The following is an 18,104-nucleotide window of genomic DNA, read 5'->3' as shown; positions in this document are numbered from 1 at the left end:
GGCACGAACATCGACCCTGCCAAGGTCTGGTCGGCCGCCATGAGCAACGAGAAACCGGGTGGGCATGGCGAGCGCTCTGTTGCCGTGGGAACCATTGATATGGCTGTATGGGATGCGGTCGCCAAGATCGAGGGCAAACCCCTGTTCCGCATGCTGGCTGAACGCCATGGGCGCGAGGCGAATCCCCGGGTCTTTGTCTACGCCGCCGGCGGTTATTACTACCCGGGAAAGGGTAACGAAGCGCTCTGCGCCGAGATGCGCAGCTACCTCGATCGCGGCTACAACGTCGTCAAGATGAAGATCGGTGGCGCTTCCATTAATGAAGACCGGGCGCGCATCGAGGCGGTGTTGAAGGAGATCGGTTCTGAGGCCCGGCTTGCGGTGGATGCGAACGGCCGTTTCGACCTGGAAACCGGCATTGCATACGCCAAGATGCTCCGCGAATTTCCGCTGTTCTGGTACGAAGAGATCGGGGACCCGCTCGACTACACCTTGCAGGCGGCGATTTCAGAGTTCTATCCCGGCCCTATGGCGACTGGCGAGAACCTGTTCTCACACCAGGATGCGCGCAACCTCCTGCGCCATGGCGGGATGCGCCCCGACCGTGACTGGCTGCAGTTCGACTGCGCGCTGTCTTATGGCCTTGTTGAATACCTGCGCACGCTTGAAGTGCTCAAGCAGTTCGGGTGGTCGCCTTCGCGCTGCATTCCCCACGGCGGGCACCAGATGTCCCTCAACATCGCTGCCGGCCTGGGCCTGGGTGGAAATGAAAGCTACCCCGACCTTTTCCAGCCCTACGGCGGCTTTCCCGATGGCGTGAAGGTGATCGACGGTCATGTGACCCTGCCTGAACTGCCCGGTATTGGTTTTGAAGGCAAGGCAGACCTTTACGCCCAGATGCAAGCCCTTTCCGCCTGATTCTTTAGCAACTTCAAAGGAGACAAAGCATGAAAAACAACAAGTTGGTGTTCAAACGGGTTCTTGTTTCGGCACTGCTGGGCCTCTCAGCCGTGCCGGCGGTTTGGGCTCAGTACCCGGACAAGCCGGTGACCTTGGTGGTGCCCTTCGCCGCCGGCGGGCCGAGCGACAAGATCGCCCGCGACCTGGCCGAAGCATTGCGCAAGCCGCTGGGCCAGACCGTTATCGTTGACAACACCGCCGGTGCCGGCGGGACCATTGGTGCGGCGCGCGTTGCGCGTGCCAAGGCCGACGGCTACACGCTGCTGGTGCATCACATCGGCCTTGCCACTGCGCCGGCCCTCTATAAAAAATTGCCCTATGACACCCTGAAGGACTTCGAGTACCTGGGCCTGATCAACGAAGCGCCTTCGGTACTGATTGGCCGCACGACACTCGCGGCCAACAACCTGGCCGAACTGCGCAAATGGATCGCAGAGTCCGACGGCCGTGTGAACCTGGCCAATGCGGGTGTCGGGTCGGCTTCGCACCTTTGCGGCTTGATGCTGCAGGGTGCGCTCAAGTCCAGGATGGTGGCGGTCCCCTACAAGGGAACCGCCCCGGCCATGACAGACCTGATAGGCGGGCAGGTAGACCTGATGTGTGAACAGGCGACCAACGCCGTGCCGCAAATCGAGGGTAAAAAAGTGAAGGTATACGGTATCAGCAGCAAAGAGCGCCTGAGCCTGCCCTCACTGGCGCAAACGCCGACACTGGCCGAGGCCGGCCTTCCAGACTTCAATGTCACGGTCTGGCATGGCGTGTATGCCCCGCAGGGCACGCCGCCAGAGGTTCTGGCCAGGCTGAACGCCGCAGTGCGTGAAGCCCTCAAGGACCCGGACCTGATCAAGCGTCAGGAAGCGCTGGGCTTGCGTCTTGTGACCGACTCCAGGCTCAGCGCAGCCGGCCACAAGGCGTATGTTCAGGCGGAAATGGTGCGCTGGGGAAAGGTGATCAAGGATTCAGGCGAGACGGCTGAGTAACTTGCCTGGCGTCACTCGACGTGACGCGCGGGCTGGCAGAGGAATGGTGCCTCGCAGATCGCACGTCAATGGCGGTGCCTAGGGCTTCGCGTGAGAAGCGTCCCTCAGCATCAACAGCGCCGCAAACGCCACCAACCCGAGCGCCGCTGAGAACCACAGCGCACCGCTGCCAAAACGGTCAATCGCCAGGCCAAACAGCCACGGCGCAGTTGCCTGCGCAAAGCGGGCTGGCACCATCAGCAGTCCCTGGCGTGCGCCGTAATCCCGTACGCCAAACAGCACCAGCGGCAGCGTGCCCTTGGCAATTGTCAGCACGCCATTGCCGGCGCCGTGCAGCACAGTGAACACCGCCCCTGCCGGGATGCCAAAAAACAGGAACACCATCGCGCCCAGCGTGTGCAGGCAGCCGGCCACCCGTGCTGACACCAGCGGGTGGATGTTGCGCAGCAGGCCGTATTCGAGCAGCCGGCCTGCGACCTGTGCAGGACCGACCAGCCCGGCAAAGACCAGCGCCGTAGCCAGTGGCACGCCGTGCGCCTGCAGCAGCCGGGGCAGGTGCGCGGCCATGGCGGTGCTGATGAACCAGGTGACGGCAAACACGAGTGCCAGCAGGAATGCCGTGCGGGTGGCGGTTGAGGAAGGAGATGAAGCGGTGGAGGCTGACGGTGTGGATGCGGCATGCGGCGTGGACACCTCGGGCTGGCCAGCACTCGGGTGAACTTCGGAAGGAAGGCCCGCTGTGGGCGGTGCCGGAAGCCGCCAGTTCAGTGGCAATCCGACCCCCAAATGCAGCGCGGCCCAAACCAGGCAGGTCGTGCGCCAGCCCCACTCCAGCTCCAGCCAGGTCGACAGGGGCCAGCCTACGGTGCTGGCGAAACCGGCAAACAGGGTGATGCCGGTGATGGCGCCGCGCGCATCCTTGCCGTACAGGTGCACCAGCGCGGCAAACGCTGCTTCATAAAGCCCCGCGGCCATGGCCACACCCATGATCACCCAACCGGCAAACAGGCCCACCGGCCCTTGGGCCAGGGCCAGCATGACCAGCCCGGCGGCAAAAATCAGGCTGTTTGCGGCGAGCACCGGCCTTCCACCATGCCGGTCAATGGCTTTGCCGGCGGCCGGGCCCAGCAATGCGGAGACCACCAGCGCTGCGRAAAACGCCGCAAACACTGTGGGGGTGCTGACGCCGAGGTCGCGTGCCATGGGCACGGCCAGAATCGCCGGCAGGTAGTAGCTGGAGGCCCAGGCCAGCGTTTGTGCGATGCCCAGCTGGACGATGGTGGCGGCGCGGCTTGTAGGGGTCACGGATGCAAGGGTACCAAGGAACGCTGCCTCTTATGGTGCAGCTTTGCGCAGCCGGCAATCCTCAAGGCAGGGTTGGCGCCTGCCGCACGCCCAGCGCGCGGTGCAGGGCCACGCCAGCCAGCGCGCCGGCGGTCTGCGCGAGCACAAAGCCGGGCGCGCTGGCCGGTGCGATACCGGCAAAGCTGTCCGAGAGCATGCGGCCCAGCACGGCTGCGGGGTTGGCGAATGAAGTGCTCGCGGTGAACCAGTATGCTGCGCCGATGTAGCACGCGACCAGCGCCGGCGCCTTGGGTGCCGGGGCGCGCAGCACCACCAGGATCAGCCCGGCCGTGGCCACCGCTTCGGCCAGCCACTGGCCTGCGCCGCTGCGAACCTTGCTGCTGAACTGCAGCACGCTCATGTCAAACATGGCGTGTGCCAGCCAGGCGCCGACTGCCGCACCCAGCAGCTGGGATGCTATAAAAAGAATAGCTGCTTGCGCGCGTCCTTCCTGGTCTGCAGTGCCTTTTGACCACATAACAAGGGTTACCAGGGGATTGAAGTGCGCGCCGCTCACCGGGCCAAGCACCTCAATCAACACGTACAGCGCAAAGACGGTGGCCAGGGTGTTCGCCAGCAGGGCGAGCCCCATGTTGCCGCCGCAAAGGCGCTCAGCCATGATGCCCGAGCCAATGACGGCGCAGAGCAGGGCGGCAGTGCCGGTGAATTCCGCGAGGAGCTGCCGCGCCAAAGGATTGGGAGCTTCATCCGCCGGGAGGTTTGTCGCCTGGCTCATGCGCGGGCTGCGGGGCGGGCGCCGACTTGCCGCACCGGATCACCGGCATGGTCCGGCGTAAAAACGTTGGCAGGCTTTTTTAGTGGCATGCGACTTTCCTCAGCAACATGCGCTGGGGACGCCGGCGCTGGCCGCTGCCAGCGGTGACGAAGCTGCGCGGCTATCTGCCAGCATAGGCGCGGTCGGGTTCTGGAGCTGTGCAATCAGCGGCAGGCTGCGCACGCCCATGAGGCCCATGATGACGACGGCACCCAACAAGAGAACGCCGAGCGTTTGGGGATCCCGCAGCACGGCACCCATGCGCCGCGCAACACCCGGCGTCTGCGGCATGGCCACCCTGGCTGCTGCGGGCGGGGCGCTGCAGCAGGCCGAAACCTCGGCCGGTGCGGGCGGGGCCTCGCTGAATACCGGGATGCTGTCCAGCGTGTGGAACTGCTCCCAGGCGATGCCTTGCGGGTCGGTCAGCCAGTATTTGTCGCTGCGGGCATAGCAGCAGGTGGTGGGGCCTTCGTCCAGCAGTGTCATATCGGCGCGGGCGGCGCTGGCTTTCAGGGCCAGCAGCTCTTCAGGCTTGTCAACCTGAATGCCCAGATGGTCCACGCCGGGCGCGCTTCCCCGGGTGGAGATGGCAAAGTTGACCGGTGGGTCGCTCAGCATCCATTTGGCATAGTCGGCCTCGGTGCGGGCAGGCTGCCGGTCGAACATCGCGGAATAAAAGGCGATGTTCTTTTCGAGGTCTTTCACATGGACGTGGACATGGAAGCGTTTCATGAGGCTCTCCTTGGGGGGTTGTGCTGGATTGGCTCTGCGCGTGATGGAGGAGGCGCGTCATCTGGCAGCGGCGTTCAGCAGTTGCTGCACTCGGCCTTGGTGGGCACCTCGCAAGCCCCGCCTTCACAGCAGTGCTCCGTCAGGTAGCCGAGCAGCGCATTCATTTGCCCGAAGTTGGCGCGGTAGATCAGGTTGCGCCCGCGTGCTTCGCTGCTGACAAGGCCGGCGTGCGAGAGCTCCTTGAGGTGAAAAGACAGCGCGCTGGGCGCCACGCCCAGTTGCTCGGCCATCGTGCCCGGCGTCAACCCGTCAGGCCCGGCGACCACGAGGGCGCGGAACGCACGCAGGMGCTGGGCTTGCGCCAGCGCTGCCAGAGCCTTTACGGCAGAACCTTCCTCAAGCGGCGGAAAATCAAGGTTTGGGATTAATGCTTCCATAATTCAAATATAATTGAAATATTGAATTGATGCAAGTAACCCCTTTTTCAGGAGTGAAACTTATGCCTTCCGCCGTCACGATTTATCACAACCCCCAATGCGGCACCTCGCGCAATGTGCTGGCACTGATCCGAAATGCCGGCATTGAACCCGAGATCATCGAATACCTGAAAGCGCCCCCGACGCGTGAGAAGCTGCGAGAGCTGGTTGCACAAATGGCGGTGCCGGTGCGAGAGGTGATCCGGGAAAAGGAAGCAGCCTATAAAGAGCTGGGCCTGGGCAACCTCACGCTGGCCGACGAAGCCTTGATCGACGCGATGCTTGCCCATCCCGTCCTGATAAACCGGCCCATTGTCATTACGCCGTTGGGCACGCGCCTGTGCCGGCCTTCGGAAGCGGTGCTGGACATCCTGCCCACGCCGCAGCGGGGTGCGTTCAGCAAGGAAGACGGCGAAAAAGTAGTCAATGACAACGGGGAGCGTGTGGCGGGCCGTTGAGCTTTCCGCCGCGGCGCAACGTCTTTGGACTGCTCAAGCGCTCTGCCAGCTGCCTCGTGTCCAGGGTCATGCATTGGCAGCGATGCCGTCTTTTCGGCTATTTCCGCTGTTTAACCGGTGCAATGGACACCAGATTTGACAAATGCAGTGCTTATAGGCCGAAGAATGCTGGTGCACCCGCGTTTCCTCACGCATAATCGGGAGGTACGGGTGCCAAGGCATTCGGACAGGTTAGTGATCGGTCAGTTTCGCGCGCTACGGCGGTACTTTTTAGGTTTGTTGTGCTTTCGGGACCCCATCGCTTTTGTTTTATGTATTTTTGAGGAGTCCCCATGGGCAATAAACTTTACGTCGGCAATCTGCCATACACGGTCCGCGACGAAGACCTGCAACAATCTTTCGGCCAATACGGCTCTGTCTCCAGCGCCAAAGTCATGATGGAACGCGACACCGGCCGCTCCAAAGGTTTTGGTTTTGTCGAAATGGGCAACGATGCCGAAGCACAAGCTGCAATTTCCGGCATGAACGGCCAGTCGCTCGGCGGCCGCAGCATCACCGTGAATGAAGCCCGTCCGATGGAAGCACGTCCTCCACGTAGCGGCGGCTTCGGCGGCGGCGGTGGTGGCGGCTACGGTGGTGGCGATCGCTCCGGCGGTGGCGGCTACGGCGGCGGCGGTGGTGGTCGCGGCGGCTACTAAGCCCTGCAGACCCGCTGTTCCGGCTTCGCGCCGGTAAACGCTGAAAAGGCTTCGAAACTTCGGTTTTGAAGCCTTTTTTCGTTGGGGGAAGGCCCGTTGTCAATGGTTTGTGACTTCAATCCCCCGCGGGCAAACTGCTTCAGGTTTCTTCAGTTTTCGCCATCCCAGACATTCGCATGGCTCTCGAAATCAGGCCGCTGTGGCCGCACCACGCAGAAGCGCTGGCCTGTTGGTGCTTCCATGACCCACCAGCGCTTGACCTGCGCGACGCGGTGGGCGCCCAGGCGCTCCAGGCGCTGGACTTCCGCCTCGATATCGTCAGTCTCAATATCAATATGCACACGGCTGGGGTGATTGACGGACTGCACCAGCACCGTCACTTCACCGGGCGGCGTGGCCAGCTGGCGGTAATTTGCATTGGCGGGATCCGTCAGCCGTTGGGCATCCCACCCCAGCGCTTTTGACCAGAAACCGGCAGCGGTATCCAGTTGATCGGTTTGGCAGTCAATCACAATCGTTGCAAGGCGGCTTTTGTGCATGGGTTTGTCCGGGTGATACCCGATCATTCGCAGCCGGGGCCAGCCGCCGTGTCGGGAAATTCCGGCTTGGGCTTTCAGCGGACACCTACAAATTCGGGCACGAGGCCTCAAGGCGCTGTCATCGTCCATGCAACCGTGCTTTGTGCGAGACCATGAGGCCACTTGCGCGCAATGGGCGCCCGGCCTTCACGCGCACAGGTGTTCGTGGCTTAATGCTTCGTTATGAAGATCCATAAGGTGCACGACGCCACACTTCTCATGCTGGGAGACAGTCCCCCGCCGAGCGGCTTCGATCTTTGCATTTATGAGGCGGAGGAGGGCGACGGATGGCAAGGCTTTGTTGCCGGGCGTGCAGGGTCGGGCAGCACAGAATTTCAATTGTCAAATGCCTTCGCGACCTACCAGGCCGCCCTGACCGGCTGGATGGAGTCCCACAGGAACCACGGCCAATATCCGCCCCCTGAGAATCTGGATGACATTCTGACGCGCCGGTGATGCGCTGCCCCGCGCGATGCAGCGCCACACGCACGCAAAATTACCGTGACCATGAACTGATTGCCCAGGGCCCAGCCCCGTTAAGCGGCAGGCCCGGCTGCCATTTACCTCGGAAGGGTGGTGCCGGCCGATGGCGGCAGAGCCTCGCGAAGACACCTTTCCAGGGCCAGGATGACGCGCCGGCGTGAACTCATGCCTTTGCGCAGAATGCCGATCTCGCGGTAGAAAGTCTTCTCACCCAGGGAAACGGCGCGCACACCCGGCGGCATGGGCAGATAGGCTTCCACCATCGGGACCAATGCCACACCCAGGCCTTCGGACACCAGATTCATCAGGCCGGTAATCTCGTCCAGCTCGATGGAGTCCTGCACCGCCAGCTTGTTTTCGCGCAGGAAGCGGGTCACCAGGCGTCCGCCGAAGGACGTTCTCTCATAGCGCAGAAAAGGCTGCGACTGGAGCAATGCGCGCCAGTCTCGCCCCCGGGTCTCCTTGCGCACGAGCAGCTTGAAGGGCTCATACATCAAGGTTTGCCAGGTCATCTCCGGCAGGATGCCGAACGGCGGCCGGATCATCACCGCCGCGTCGATTTCGGCGCTGTCGAGTTGGTCCATCAGTTTCATGGACACGCCTGGGGCGATATGGACAAGCATCCTGGGGCTCTCCTGTCTCAGCGCCGCCAGCGCACGCGGCAGCACCGACGATTGAACGGAAGCAATGGCACCGATTCGCAAGGTGCTGGCGAGCTCGCCTTCGCCGCCGGCATCGCCCAGGTTTGAGAACAGCGTGACAATTTCTTCGGCGCGCGCAAGCACGCGGGCGCCCGCTTCGTTGAGCACCGCGGAACGCCGCGTCCTGTCAAAAAGCTCCAGCCCGAGAGATTCTTCCAGTCGCTGGATCTGGCTGCTTACGGCTGACTGGGTCAACCCAATCTGGGCGCCGGCGGCAGAAAATCCTCCGTAGCGCACCACCGCAATCAGTGTTTTCAGCTCGGTAATCATGTTGATTCACCTTAATTCATCGAAATTATTGATTCTCAGGAAGAATATATATCGTTTTTCAAATTTCATTGATCGCCCTAAAGTCCGGCTTCCACGACTCAACGAGGCTTTCGATGACCACACAAAACGCAACTCCCGCGACCAGGGTTCTTCCGCCATTTCATCTGGCCTTCCCTGTCCACGACCTGGCTGTCGCGCGACAGTTCTATGGTGACCTCCTGGGATGCCCTGAAGGCCGTAGCTCTGGCGAATGGGTGGATTTCAACTTTTATGGCCACCAGATCGTGGCGCACCTCGCACCGGACGAATGCGGCCATCGCCACACCAGTGCTGTTGACGGCCACAACGTGCCGGTTCGCCACTTCGGTGCAATCCTGACCCTCGGCGAATGGAATGTCCTGGCGGACCGGCTGAAGGCTGCCGGCACAAAATTCGTCATCGAACCCTACGTCCGCTTCAAGGGCGAGCCCGGTGAGCAGGCCACCATGTTCTTCCTTGACCCATCAGGTAACGCCATCGAGTTCAAGGCTTTTGCCACGCTCGACAGCCTGTTTGCCAAGTGAGGAACACATGATGATGAAATGGATGACCTGTTCAGGGCTCGCCGCGACGTTCATGCTGGCAGGGGTTTCGGCCTGCGCGCAGCCAATCGACACGCTCAGGAAAATCAAGGAGGCCGCAGCCATTACGCTGGGTGTGCGGGAAGCCTCAGGCGCCATGTCGTATACGCTGGGCGCGGGTGAATACACGGGGTTTCATGTCGATGTCTGCAAAAGGGTGGTTGCAGACATCCAGAAGCAGCTGGGCCTGGCAAAGCTGGACGTACGCTTTCAGTCCGTGACTGCGCAAAACCGCATCCCGCTGGTCCAGAACGGCACAGTGGACCTGGAATGCGGCACCACCACCAATAACGCCGCGCGTCAGAAAGACGTTGCCTTTGCACCCACGCTTTATATTGAAGAAGTCCGGGTCGCCACCAAAACCAGGACCGGTATCACCAGCCTGTCCCAGCTTGCCAACAGGACTGTGTCCGCCACATCCGGCACCACGGCCGTCCAGCTCATTCGCAAGCATGAACGCGCGGCAGGCGTCGACTTCAAGGAGGTCTATGGCAAGGACAACAGCGAAGGCTTCCTGCTACTTGAAAATGACCGGGCCGAAGCATTCGTGGCGGACGGCCAGATCCTGGCCACCATGATTTCCCAGTCAAAACAGCCGAAAAACTATGTGGTGCTGAAAGAAGTCCTCAGCGTCGAGCCGATTGCCATCATGCTGCCAAAGGGTGATGCTGCCTTTAAACAGGCGGTGGACGCCAGCATCGCCAGAATGGCGAAAAGCGGGGACGTGGCAAAGCTCTATGACAAGTGGTTTGTCCAGCCCATACCACCGAACAGCACGCAGGTAGGCCTGCCCGCATCAGAGCTGACCAAGGCAGCATGGGCCAACCTGAGCGACAAGCCGCTGGAGGACTACGCCAGGAAGTAGGTACCCAGCGGGCAGGTCGTGCACTGGCGCGGCCTGCCCTGAAACACATCCGGCCCAAGATAATGGCCGCATCGAAATACACCGGGAAGAAATGACATGACCCACTTCAAGGAAGTCGCGCTCGCGCACGCCAGCCGCCTGATCAACCATGGGCCAACGGTTCTGGTGACCAGTGCGCACGGCACAGTGCGCAACCTGATGGCCGCCGCCTGGTCGATGCCCGTGGAGTTCACGCCGCCCCGTATTGCCATAGTGATCGACAAGAAAACGTATACGCGTGAACTCATCATGGCCAGCGGCGGGTTCGGCATATGCCTTCCATGTACGACCCTGGCCAGCTTGACGCACGCGGTAGGCAGCGAATCCGGCCGCACCGCCGACAAGTTTGCGCGGTACGGGCTGAAGGCCCGTACCGGGCCGGTGCTGGGCATGCCCTTGCTGGAAGACGGCTGCGCGGCGTGGCTGGAGTGCCGGCTGATCCGCGAGCCGCATACCGAGGACGCGTACGACACCTGCTTTGCCGAAGTAGTGGCCGCGGCCGCGGATGAACGTGTTTTCCGGCAGGGGCACTGGCGTTTTGGTGACGACAACCTCGATCTGCAGACGATCCACCATCTGGGAGGCGGCAACTTCGTGAGGCCGGGTGGAATGTTTCATGCCGGTGATGTGGTCCAGAAACCGTCTTGATCCGGCACCCGTCGGGAGTTGGTTTCATCCCACAACGCTCCGCAAATGACATGCGGGACAAAGCGGAGGCCTTACCATTGCGGGCATGAAAACAACCTATATCTTCGGCGCCATCCTGGCTTGCAGCGTTATCGGAACATTGGTCGGCGCCCGCGCGGCAAAGACGGGATTCCTGATCACATCAGGGCTGCTGTCCCTTTATGGCCTGTTCCGCCTTTTGGGTTGAACGTACCGGTATTTCCTGACCGGCGCGACACGAGCCTCCCCATTCCATGGCAACCAGCCGAAACCAGGGCAACCTGATCACTCGCCTCCTGCAGCGCGGCAGGGAAGAGCGCCTCGCCCAGGCGGCCGGCGGGCTCACTTTCACGATGGTGATGTCCATGGTGCCGCTGCTGGCGGTGAGCTTCGCGCTGTTCGCGCGCACGCCGGCGTTGCACGCCACCGGTGACGCGATTCGCGAGCATCTGTTGCGCGGCCTGTTGCCGGAGGGCATCGCCAAGACCGTGCTGAAGCACCTGGCGCAGTTTGCGGGMAACGCCAGCGGCCTCACGCTGGTGGGCTTTGCGGTGCTGTTCGTGTCGGCGCTGTCGCTGCTGCTGGGCATGGAAAACACGCTGAACCGCATCTGGCAGGTCAAAAAATCGCGGCCTGTGTTGCGCCGTTTGGGCCTCTATATCGGCATGCTGCTCACCGGCCCGGTGATCATCGGCGCGAGCCTGTGGGCCGCGTCCTATCTGGTGGCGGCCTCCAGCGGGCTCCTCAGTGCGCGGCCGGCCTGGGTGCCGCATGCGCTGAACCTGGCGCCCGCGATTTTGAGCGCCGCGGGTTTTGCCTGCCTGTTCCGTTTCGTGCCAAACACCGTTGTGCGGTGGAGCCACGCAATTACGGGTGGCCTGCTTGCGGGCATGGCGTTCGAGCTGGGCAAGTACGGTTTTGCGATTTACCTGGCCAACGTGCCCACCTACCGCACGATTTACGGTGCCTTCGCGCCGCTGCTGGCTTTTCTGGTGTGGGTGTATTACTCGTGGCTCGTCACGCTGGCCGCGGCGCTGGTCAGCGCCAACCTGCCGCGCGCCGGGGCGCAGCCGGCGCGGCGGTTGTCACGGGCCTGACCTGGCCTGCGTCGGCCAGGCCGTGTAGCCTCTTGCCATGGATTCCCTGATTGCCGCTTCCGCACGCGCACTGGCCGCCGGCGATGCGCTGGGCGCGCTCAAGCGCATTGCCCTGCGCGACGACCCTCCGGCGCTGGCCTTGCGCGGTATCGCCATGGCCCAGCTGGGCGAGCACCCGCGCGCGCGCGAGCTCCTGAAACGCGCCGCCCGCGGCTTTGGCGTGCATGAAGAACTGGCGCGGGCACGCTGCGTAGTGGCAGAAGCGGAGGTGGCAATGGCCATGCGCGATTTCGCCGGTTCCCCGCGCACGTTGGCGGCGGCAGCGGCCGCGCTGGAGGCCCATGCCGACACAGCCAATGCGCTGCAGGCGTGGCTCATCACGGCGCGGCGGCTGTTGCTGCTGGGCCGGCTTGATGAGGCCGCAGCGGTGCTGACGAAGCTGGATGCGCGAGGCCTGCCGCCCTCGCTGCGAGCCGTGGCCGAACTCACCGCAGCCGAGCTCGCCTTACGGTCGCTGCGCGTCGGCGATGCGCGTATGGCGTTGGCGCGCGCACACGCAGCGGCTGAACGCGCGCAGGTGCCGGCGCTCATGGCCGAAGTCACCGAAGCGCTCGCCGCGCTCGACAGACCCGCCGCCAGGCGCCTCACCGCCGGCGGAGAGCGAGCGCTGCGCCTCGATGAGGTTTCGGCCCTCCTGGCCTCGGACGCGTTGGTGATCGATGCCTGCCGCCGCGGCCTGGGCACCGGCGGCGAGTGGCGGCCGCTGGCGCGCCGGCCGGTGTTGTTCACGCTGGCACGTTCACTCGCCGAAGCATGGCCGGGTGACCTGAGCCGCGAAGCGCTGATCGCATCCGCCTTTCGCACCACACGCCCTGACGAAACGCACAGGGCGCGCCTGCGGGTGGAAATCGGCCGCCTGCGTGCGCTGGTCAAAACACTCGCAACCATTGAGGCCACCGAGCGCGGTTTTACCCTGAAGCCTCTGGCCGGGCGTGATGTGGCCGTGCTGGCCCCGCCCATTGATGGCGAGCAGGCCTCACTGGTGGCATTGCTTTCGGACGGTGCCGCCTGGTCCACATCGGCCCTGGCACTGGCCTTGGGCGCGAGCCAGCGCACCGTGCAGCGGGCCCTGGCTGATCTGGAAGCCGGCGCGCGGGTGCGCTCCATCGGGCGGGCACGGGCACAGCGCTGGCTGGCGCCGCCGCTGGCCGGATTCACGACGATCTTGTTACTCCCCGCTTCGCTGCCGATTGGATAGAGTTGACTCCATCGCACCAACGAATGGTGCAGCACAAGGAGCAACGATGAGCAGCAAGACACTCGAAAGCAAAGCCGAACCCAAGGCGCGCCCCGCCGAAATCGTGCGCGAATACAGCTTCCCCGGCGTCGATGACGTCGCGGGCGTCACCCACGACGGCCAGCGCGTCTGGGCCGCCACGGGCGCAAAAATCATCGCCTTCGATCCCGCCAGCGGCGAGCAAACGCGCGCACTGGAGTGCGCCGGTGACGCCGGCACCGCCTTTGACGGCAAACACCTCTACCAGATCGCGGAGGCGCGCATCGACAAGATAGACCCGGCTACCGGCAAGGTGGTGGCGACCATTCCGGCGCCCGGTAGCGGCAGCGACTCGGGCCTGACCTGGGCCGAAGGCAGCCTGTGGGTGGGCCAGTACCGTGACCGCCGGATTCACCAGGTTGACCCGAAGACCGGCGCCATCCAGCGCACGATTGAATCAAACCGCTTCGTCACCGGTGTGACCTGGGTGGACGGCGAGCTGTGGCACGGCACCTGGGAGGGCGACGACAGCGAAATCCGCCGCATCGACCCGAAGAGCGGCGCCGTGATCGAAAGGCTGGCCATGCCGCAAGGCACTGGCGTCAGCGGCCTGGAGTCTGACGGTGCGGACCTCTTTTATGCGGGCGGCGGCAAGAGCGGCAAAGTCCGCGCCGTCCGGCGGCCCAAGGCCGCATAGAACACCGCGCAAGGCATAGCCCTTGCGCTGGCAACCCCATTCGGTCACCGGACCGATCACAAGCGCACCTGTTACCAGCACGGGTCGGGCAGCGCATTGACCCCTGCAACGCAAACCAGCAAACGGCTCATCGAGCCAAGGAGAAAAAATCATGAAGCTTTACTACTCACCATCGGCCTGTTCTTTGTCGCCGCACATCGTGGCCCATGAGCTGGCCCTGCCCATTGAACTCGTGAAGGTCGACGTGGTCGCCAAGCGCACCGAGCATGGCGAGGACTTTCTGGCCATCAACCCCAAAGGCCTGGTGCCCGTGCTCCAGCTGGATGACGGCAGTGTGCTCACGGAAGGACCTGCTGTCGTGCAATACCTGGCAGACCTCAAGCCTGACGCGCAGTTGGCCCCCGCCAACGGCACCATGGCGCGGTACCGCCTGCAGGAGATGCTGGGCTACATCAATTCAGAGCTGCACCAGAGCTACATGCCGCTGTTCAACCCGGCCTGCAGCGATGAGGTCCGCAGCGCGCGCATGGCCTACCTTCGCAAACACTACGGCCTTCTGGACGCCGCACTCGGGCGCAAGCCATTCCTGCTGGGCGACCGTTTCACGGTGACGGACGCCTACCTGTTTGTCGTTACGCGATGGGCGGAATTCGTCAAGCTAGACCTGTCGAATTTCCCCAATGTGCTGGGGTTCCAGGCGCGCATCGCGGCCCGGCCCGCCGTGCAGGCCGCGATGCACCATGAACAACTCGCAAGCGCCTGAGCCCAACATCTGCCATTCATCCACCTCTGTCACTTACCAAGGAGAACACCATGAACACCACCACAAGCACCATCGTGTCCGAACCCTCCACCGTGAACCACGCCGTCGTGTCCCGAGACAAATGGCTGGCCGAGCGCAAGACGCTGCTGGCGCAGGAAAAGGAACTCACGCGCCTGCGCGACCGCATTGCCCGCGAGCGCCGCGCGCTGCCGTGGGTCCACGTCGATAAAAACTATGTCTTCGACACCCCCGAAGGAAAACGTTCGCTCAGCGATCTCTTTGAGGGGCGGCGTCAGCTGATGGTGCAGCACTTCATGTTCGGCCCCGGCTGGGAGCAGGGCTGCCCGAGCTGCTCCTTTATGGCCGACCATACCGATGGCATGGCGATTCATCTGGCGCACCGTGACATCACCTTTGTGGCGGTGTCGCGCGCCACGCTGCCCGAGATCGAGCGCTTTCGCCAGCGCATGGGCTGGCAGTTCAAGTGGGCGTCGTCGAACGGCAGCGACTTCAATTACGACTTCCACGTGAGCTTCACGCCGCAAGAGCGCGCCAAAGGCGATGTGCCGTACAACTACACCCTGCAGCATTTTCCCGCCGACGAAGCGCCCGGTATCAGCCTGTTCTACAAAGACAGCGAAGGTCAGGTGTTCCACACCTACTCAACTTACGGGCGGGGGGTGGAAGTCATGATTGGCACTTACCACATGCTCGACCTCGCACCCAAGGGCCGCGATGAGCGGGACGTGTTCTACAAGATGGAGTGGATGCGCCACCACGACCGCTACGAGTCCCAGGCGGTATTCACCCCTGCGCCTGCCGCTACCCCGACACCTGTCGCCGCCGCGTGCTGTAGCGGCAAGGCCTGACCGGATCGGATCGGGCGGATGCGGCGATCATGGAAAGCCTTTGGCCGTGGCTTGTCGTGGCAGGAGTCGGCGCCCTTCATGGTCTGAACCCCGCCAGCGGCTGGATCTGGGCCGGCGCCTGGGCTGTGCGCTCGGGCGGCCGGATGCATGTGCTGCGGGCCCTGGCGCCGATTGCAGTGGGACACCWTGCGTCGGTTGCGCTGGTGGCCGGCGCAGTGGTGTGGGGCCGCGGGATGGACCGTAGCTGGCTACAGGTGCTGGCGGGCGGGCTGTTCGCCGCCGCCGCGGTGGCCCACCTGTCGGGCCGTCTGCCCAAGGCGGCCTGCGCACCGGCAGGGCACGCCGGCTTGGCGCTCTGGTCCTTCATGATGTCGACCGCGCATGGGGCCGGCTTGATGCTGGTGCCGGCCCTGGTCCCGTTATGCGCCGCAGAGGCATCGGCTTTGGAATTCGCCGGATTGGGACCTCTTGCGCTGGCCCTGGCGGCGCTGGCAATCCATACCGCGGCCATGCTGATCACCACCGGCTTGGTCGCCACCGGAGTTTGCTGTGGGTTTGATGCAGGCAAGCAGTGGGCCGGGAGCCGCAAGCGTAGGCGGCCTGCAGTGCTGCGCTGACTGCTTCATGCCTCGATATTTGCTATGTTTTTAATAGCTGCTTGCGCCCGTATCTATTGGACTTGATGGCTATTTTGTGCCTGAAAACAAACCGGACAGGCGATTTTTGAGGTCCGGTGATGGCTTTTTCTCTTGTCGGAGCCCTTTCGGGCGGCCGGAAGGACCGTTTTGATGGTCATTTGAGCCTCCAGGCCAATAAGGACGGGCGCAAGAAGCTATCAAAAGAATAGCGACCGACGCCCGCGTGCAGACGCGCCGCTGCGGCGGGTGCAGCGCATTCGCTGAACTTTGCCCGTCCTGGAGCGCCGTGCGCAGCGCTAGCCAGCGCTATTTTTTGGCGGCGTTCCGTTTGCGGGTGGCTGCAGCTTTTTTGGCGGAGGCTGAGCGCTCTTCCGCGCTGCGGGAGGCTGCAGCAGCGCCGCCGAGGCGCCCGCCCTTGCGCGACGGGGCATGATTTTCTGCCTTGCCCCGGCCCGAGCCGGACTTCTTGCCGCCACCGGTTTCCTTGTTGACGGTGGCCCAGGCCCGGCGCTCGGCTTCTTCCTTGCCGACACCGCGGTCTTCGTAGCCTTCTTCAATGTGTTCAGCCTTGCGCTTTTGCTTGTCGCTGTAGGCAGATTTATCACCTCTTGGCATGTCGGTTCTCCTTGGCTGTGCGCGTGCCCGCGCTGCGTTGACGAGACTGCAACCGTATCGCAGGCGTTTACGTCCTGGAGCGCGCGGGATTCTCAAAAAAAGGTCGGCGATCTCCTACGGCCCTTCCGTTTGGGTGAGGCAAGCGAAATAGATGTTGATGTCACACAACTGCCATTGAACTGACACGAACGCGTCACCCCCCGCTCTCAGAATCACCGCATGACCAGCACGACGGAGTACCCGATGCGAGCGTATCCACACCAGAGCGGCCCGGCCTACGACGGACAAGGGCAGGGCGCCGGCCACACCCTGGGCGCCGGCATTCAGGATTTCAACCAGCAGTGCCTGCGCATCCTGCGCTGCACAGCACAGGCGCTGGCGAACAGCCCGGGCGGCTTGCGTTTCAAGGCGGGCACGCGGCCCTGGCTGGAAGGCCTTTCAAATGCGCGCCCCCCGATGCTGGCCCGCCGGTGATTGAGAGTCAAAGCCCCTTTTTTGGGGCTTTTTTACAGCAGGACGGAAGCACCGGATTGATGAACTGACGAGTTGATGGGTTGCCGAAGTTGTTGAGCCACACGGAAACAAGGAACAAGGAGTTAGCCATGAAAGAACTGCCCAATCCCACCTTTGCATTGTCGCCAGTCGCAATGCCACGGGGGTCACTTCATCAAAGCGGTCATGCTGTCATTCCCGCCGTTGTTCAAAGGCCTGCCGTGGGGAAAATCTCGGTCAGCTGGGCCCGGCACCAGGACGAGGTCCGGCAGGCGCAGCGCCTGAGGTACCAGGTGTTCGCGCTCGAAATGGGTGCGAATCTTTCGAAGGCATTGCCCGGCCACGACGTCGACCTCTTTGACGACTACTGTGAGCACCTGCTGGTGCGCGACGAAGCCAGCCAGGACGTCATCGGTACCTACCGCGTGCTGACACCGACACAGGCCAAACGCGTCGGCAGCACCTACAGCGACACCGAGTTCGACCTGACCCGCCTGCGCTCCCTGCGTGAGCGCATGGTCGAACTGGGCCGCAGCTGTGTGCATGCCGACCACCGCCACGGCGGTGTCATCCTGGCGCTGTGGGGCGCGCTGGCTGAATTCATGGCGCGCAACCAGCTCGACACCATGATCGGCTGCGCGAGCATCCCGATGCAGCACAACGGCGTCTCCAGTGGCCATGCGGCCGCCAGCATCTGGCGCCAGGTGCGCGAAACCCACCTGGCTGCGATTGAATACCGCGTGACGCCGCGCCTGGCGCTGCCGGTGGAAAAACTGGACGACACGCTGGACGTGGAGCCGCCCGCGCTGATCAAGGGTTATTTGCGCCTGGGTGCCAAGGTGCTGGGCGCCCCAGCCTGGGACCCGGACTTCAACTCGGCCGACCTGCCCATGATGATGCGCATTGCCGATTTGCCGCCGCGCTACCTCAAACATTTTTCCGGGAAGCCCGTGTCGGGCAACCCTTCGGAGGCCTGATGCGCAGCATGTTTGATGCCATGGGCGCGCTGGGC

General features: G+C 63.3%; 23 protein-coding genes and 1 pseudogene. 17 read left to right on the top strand and 7 right to left on the bottom strand.

Annotation, left to right across the window (positions count from 1 at the left end; all coding sequences use genetic code 11):
* The coding region (locus tag AC1D0Z_RS09140; RefSeq protein ID WP_477657931.1) for an enolase C-terminal domain-like protein at positions 1-918 on the top strand (918 nt) is incomplete at its 5' end.
* A 29-nt stretch (positions 919-947) separates the two neighbouring features.
* On the top strand, positions 948-1,940 hold the full coding sequence (locus tag AC1D0Z_RS09135) for a tripartite tricarboxylate transporter substrate-binding protein (protein ID WP_477657930.1): 993 nt from the start codon (positions 948-950) through the stop codon (positions 1,938-1,940).
* A gap of 78 nt (positions 1,941-2,018) precedes the next feature.
* Here AC1D0Z_RS09135 and AC1D0Z_RS09130 read toward each other — a convergent pair whose 3' ends face one another.
* The 4 genes and pseudogenes from AC1D0Z_RS09130 to AC1D0Z_RS09115 form a co-directional block, all read right to left on the bottom strand.
* Positions 2,019-3,245 carry an MFS transporter gene (locus tag AC1D0Z_RS09130; RefSeq protein WP_477657929.1) on the bottom strand — a complete coding sequence of 409 codons (1,227 nt, stop codon included), beginning with the start codon at positions 3,243-3,245 and terminating at the stop codon, positions 2,019-2,021.
* A gap of 61 nt (positions 3,246-3,306) precedes the next feature.
* Entirely contained in the window at positions 3,307-4,020 is a 714-nt protein-coding gene (locus AC1D0Z_RS09125) for an aquaporin (RefSeq protein ID WP_477657928.1), read from the bottom strand.
* A 348-nt stretch (positions 4,021-4,368) separates the two neighbouring features.
* Positions 4,369-4,791, bottom strand: a pseudogene (locus AC1D0Z_RS09120) (ArsI/CadI family heavy metal resistance metalloenzyme); the annotation flags it as partial.
* 74 nt (positions 4,792-4,865) lie between these two features.
* Positions 4,866-5,228, bottom strand: a complete 363-nt coding sequence (locus AC1D0Z_RS09115; protein WP_477657927.1) for an ArsR/SmtB family transcription factor — start codon at positions 5,226-5,228, stop codon at positions 4,866-4,868.
* 62 nt (positions 5,229-5,290) lie between these two features.
* On the opposite strand from AC1D0Z_RS09115, the gene arsC reads away from it, so the two are divergent.
* Together arsC and AC1D0Z_RS09105 are read left to right on the top strand one after the other, a co-directional pair.
* Positions 5,291-5,725: an arsenate reductase (glutaredoxin) gene (arsC, locus tag AC1D0Z_RS09110; RefSeq protein ID WP_477657926.1), complete on the top strand. Its 435-nt coding sequence runs from the start codon at positions 5,291-5,293 to the stop codon at positions 5,723-5,725.
* Positions 5,726-6,057: 332 nt separating this feature from the next.
* On the top strand, positions 6,058-6,423 hold the full coding sequence (locus AC1D0Z_RS09105; RefSeq protein WP_477657925.1) for an RNA recognition motif domain-containing protein: 366 nt from the start codon (positions 6,058-6,060) through the stop codon (positions 6,421-6,423).
* A 149-nt stretch (positions 6,424-6,572) separates the two neighbouring features.
* Here AC1D0Z_RS09105 and AC1D0Z_RS09100 read toward each other — a convergent pair whose 3' ends face one another.
* Positions 6,573-6,962: a VOC family protein gene (locus tag AC1D0Z_RS09100; protein ID WP_477657924.1), complete on the bottom strand. Its 390-nt coding sequence runs from the start codon at positions 6,960-6,962 to the stop codon at positions 6,573-6,575.
* 222 nt (positions 6,963-7,184) lie between these two features.
* Between AC1D0Z_RS09100 and AC1D0Z_RS09095 the strand changes: the two genes are divergently transcribed.
* Complete coding sequence (locus AC1D0Z_RS09095) at positions 7,185-7,457, top strand: hypothetical protein (protein WP_477657923.1); 273 nt, start codon at positions 7,185-7,187, stop codon at positions 7,455-7,457.
* Positions 7,458-7,561: 104 nt separating this feature from the next.
* Here AC1D0Z_RS09095 and AC1D0Z_RS09090 read toward each other — a convergent pair whose 3' ends face one another.
* Complete coding sequence (locus tag AC1D0Z_RS09090; RefSeq protein WP_477657922.1) at positions 7,562-8,455, bottom strand: LysR family transcriptional regulator; 894 nt, start codon at positions 8,453-8,455, stop codon at positions 7,562-7,564.
* Positions 8,456-8,568: 113 nt separating this feature from the next.
* Between AC1D0Z_RS09090 and AC1D0Z_RS09085 the strand changes: the two genes are divergently transcribed.
* The 10 genes from AC1D0Z_RS09085 to AC1D0Z_RS09040 all read left to right on the top strand — a co-directional run bounded on the left by AC1D0Z_RS09085 (position 8,569) and on the right by AC1D0Z_RS09040 (position 15,964).
* Entirely contained in the window at positions 8,569-9,018 is a 450-nt protein-coding gene (locus tag AC1D0Z_RS09085; RefSeq protein ID WP_477657921.1) for a VOC family protein, read from the top strand.
* A 7-nt stretch (positions 9,019-9,025) separates the two neighbouring features.
* On the top strand, positions 9,026-9,940 hold the full coding sequence (locus AC1D0Z_RS09080; protein ID WP_477657920.1) for an amino acid ABC transporter substrate-binding protein: 915 nt from the start codon (positions 9,026-9,028) through the stop codon (positions 9,938-9,940).
* Between the two features lie 96 nt (positions 9,941-10,036).
* Positions 10,037-10,627 carry a flavin reductase family protein gene (locus tag AC1D0Z_RS09075; protein WP_477657919.1) on the top strand — a complete coding sequence of 197 codons (591 nt, stop codon included), beginning with the start codon at positions 10,037-10,039 and terminating at the stop codon, positions 10,625-10,627.
* A gap of 85 nt (positions 10,628-10,712) precedes the next feature.
* A complete protein-coding gene (locus tag AC1D0Z_RS09070) occupies positions 10,713-10,853 on the top strand; it encodes a hypothetical protein (protein ID WP_477657918.1) in 141 nt (46 codons plus the stop codon).
* Positions 10,854-10,899: 46 nt separating this feature from the next.
* Positions 10,900-11,742, top strand: coding sequence for a YhjD/YihY/BrkB family envelope integrity protein (locus tag AC1D0Z_RS09065; RefSeq protein ID WP_477657917.1), 843 nt, complete (start codon positions 10,900-10,902; stop codon positions 11,740-11,742).
* Between the two features lie 37 nt (positions 11,743-11,779).
* Positions 11,780-13,000, top strand: a complete 1,221-nt coding sequence (locus AC1D0Z_RS09060) for a helix-turn-helix domain-containing protein (RefSeq protein WP_477657916.1) — start codon at positions 11,780-11,782, stop codon at positions 12,998-13,000.
* Between the two features lie 46 nt (positions 13,001-13,046).
* A complete protein-coding gene (locus tag AC1D0Z_RS09055) occupies positions 13,047-13,715 on the top strand; it encodes a Vgb family protein (protein WP_477657915.1) in 669 nt (222 codons plus the stop codon).
* A gap of 151 nt (positions 13,716-13,866) precedes the next feature.
* A complete protein-coding gene (gene gstA / locus AC1D0Z_RS09050) occupies positions 13,867-14,478 on the top strand; it encodes a glutathione transferase GstA (protein ID WP_477657914.1) in 612 nt (203 codons plus the stop codon).
* 50 nt (positions 14,479-14,528) lie between these two features.
* Entirely contained in the window at positions 14,529-15,347 is an 819-nt protein-coding gene (locus AC1D0Z_RS09045) for a DUF899 domain-containing protein (RefSeq protein WP_477657913.1), read from the top strand.
* A 29-nt stretch (positions 15,348-15,376) separates the two neighbouring features.
* Positions 15,377-15,964, top strand: a complete 588-nt coding sequence (locus tag AC1D0Z_RS09040; RefSeq protein ID WP_477657912.1) for a hypothetical protein — start codon at positions 15,377-15,379, stop codon at positions 15,962-15,964.
* A gap of 327 nt (positions 15,965-16,291) precedes the next feature.
* On the opposite strand, the gene AC1D0Z_RS09035 is transcribed toward AC1D0Z_RS09040, so the two are convergent.
* Positions 16,292-16,600, bottom strand: coding sequence for a plasmid stabilization protein (locus tag AC1D0Z_RS09035; protein ID WP_477657911.1), 309 nt, complete (start codon positions 16,598-16,600; stop codon positions 16,292-16,294).
* A 219-nt stretch (positions 16,601-16,819) separates the two neighbouring features.
* Between AC1D0Z_RS09035 and AC1D0Z_RS09030 the strand changes: the two genes are divergently transcribed.
* Positions 16,820-17,074 (top strand): hypothetical protein, encoded by a 255-nt coding sequence (locus AC1D0Z_RS09030; RefSeq protein ID WP_477657910.1) that lies wholly within the window; start codon positions 16,820-16,822, stop codon positions 17,072-17,074.
* Positions 17,075-17,202: 128 nt separating this feature from the next.
* Positions 17,203-18,069, top strand: coding sequence for a GNAT family N-acetyltransferase (locus AC1D0Z_RS09025; protein WP_477657909.1), 867 nt, complete (start codon positions 17,203-17,205; stop codon positions 18,067-18,069).
* Positions 18,070-18,104: the final 35 nt, after the last annotated feature.

It is taken from the genome of Polaromonas sp. P1_E3 (genome assembly GCF_056405935.1).
This window is presented reverse-complemented; position numbering and strand designations above follow the sequence as displayed.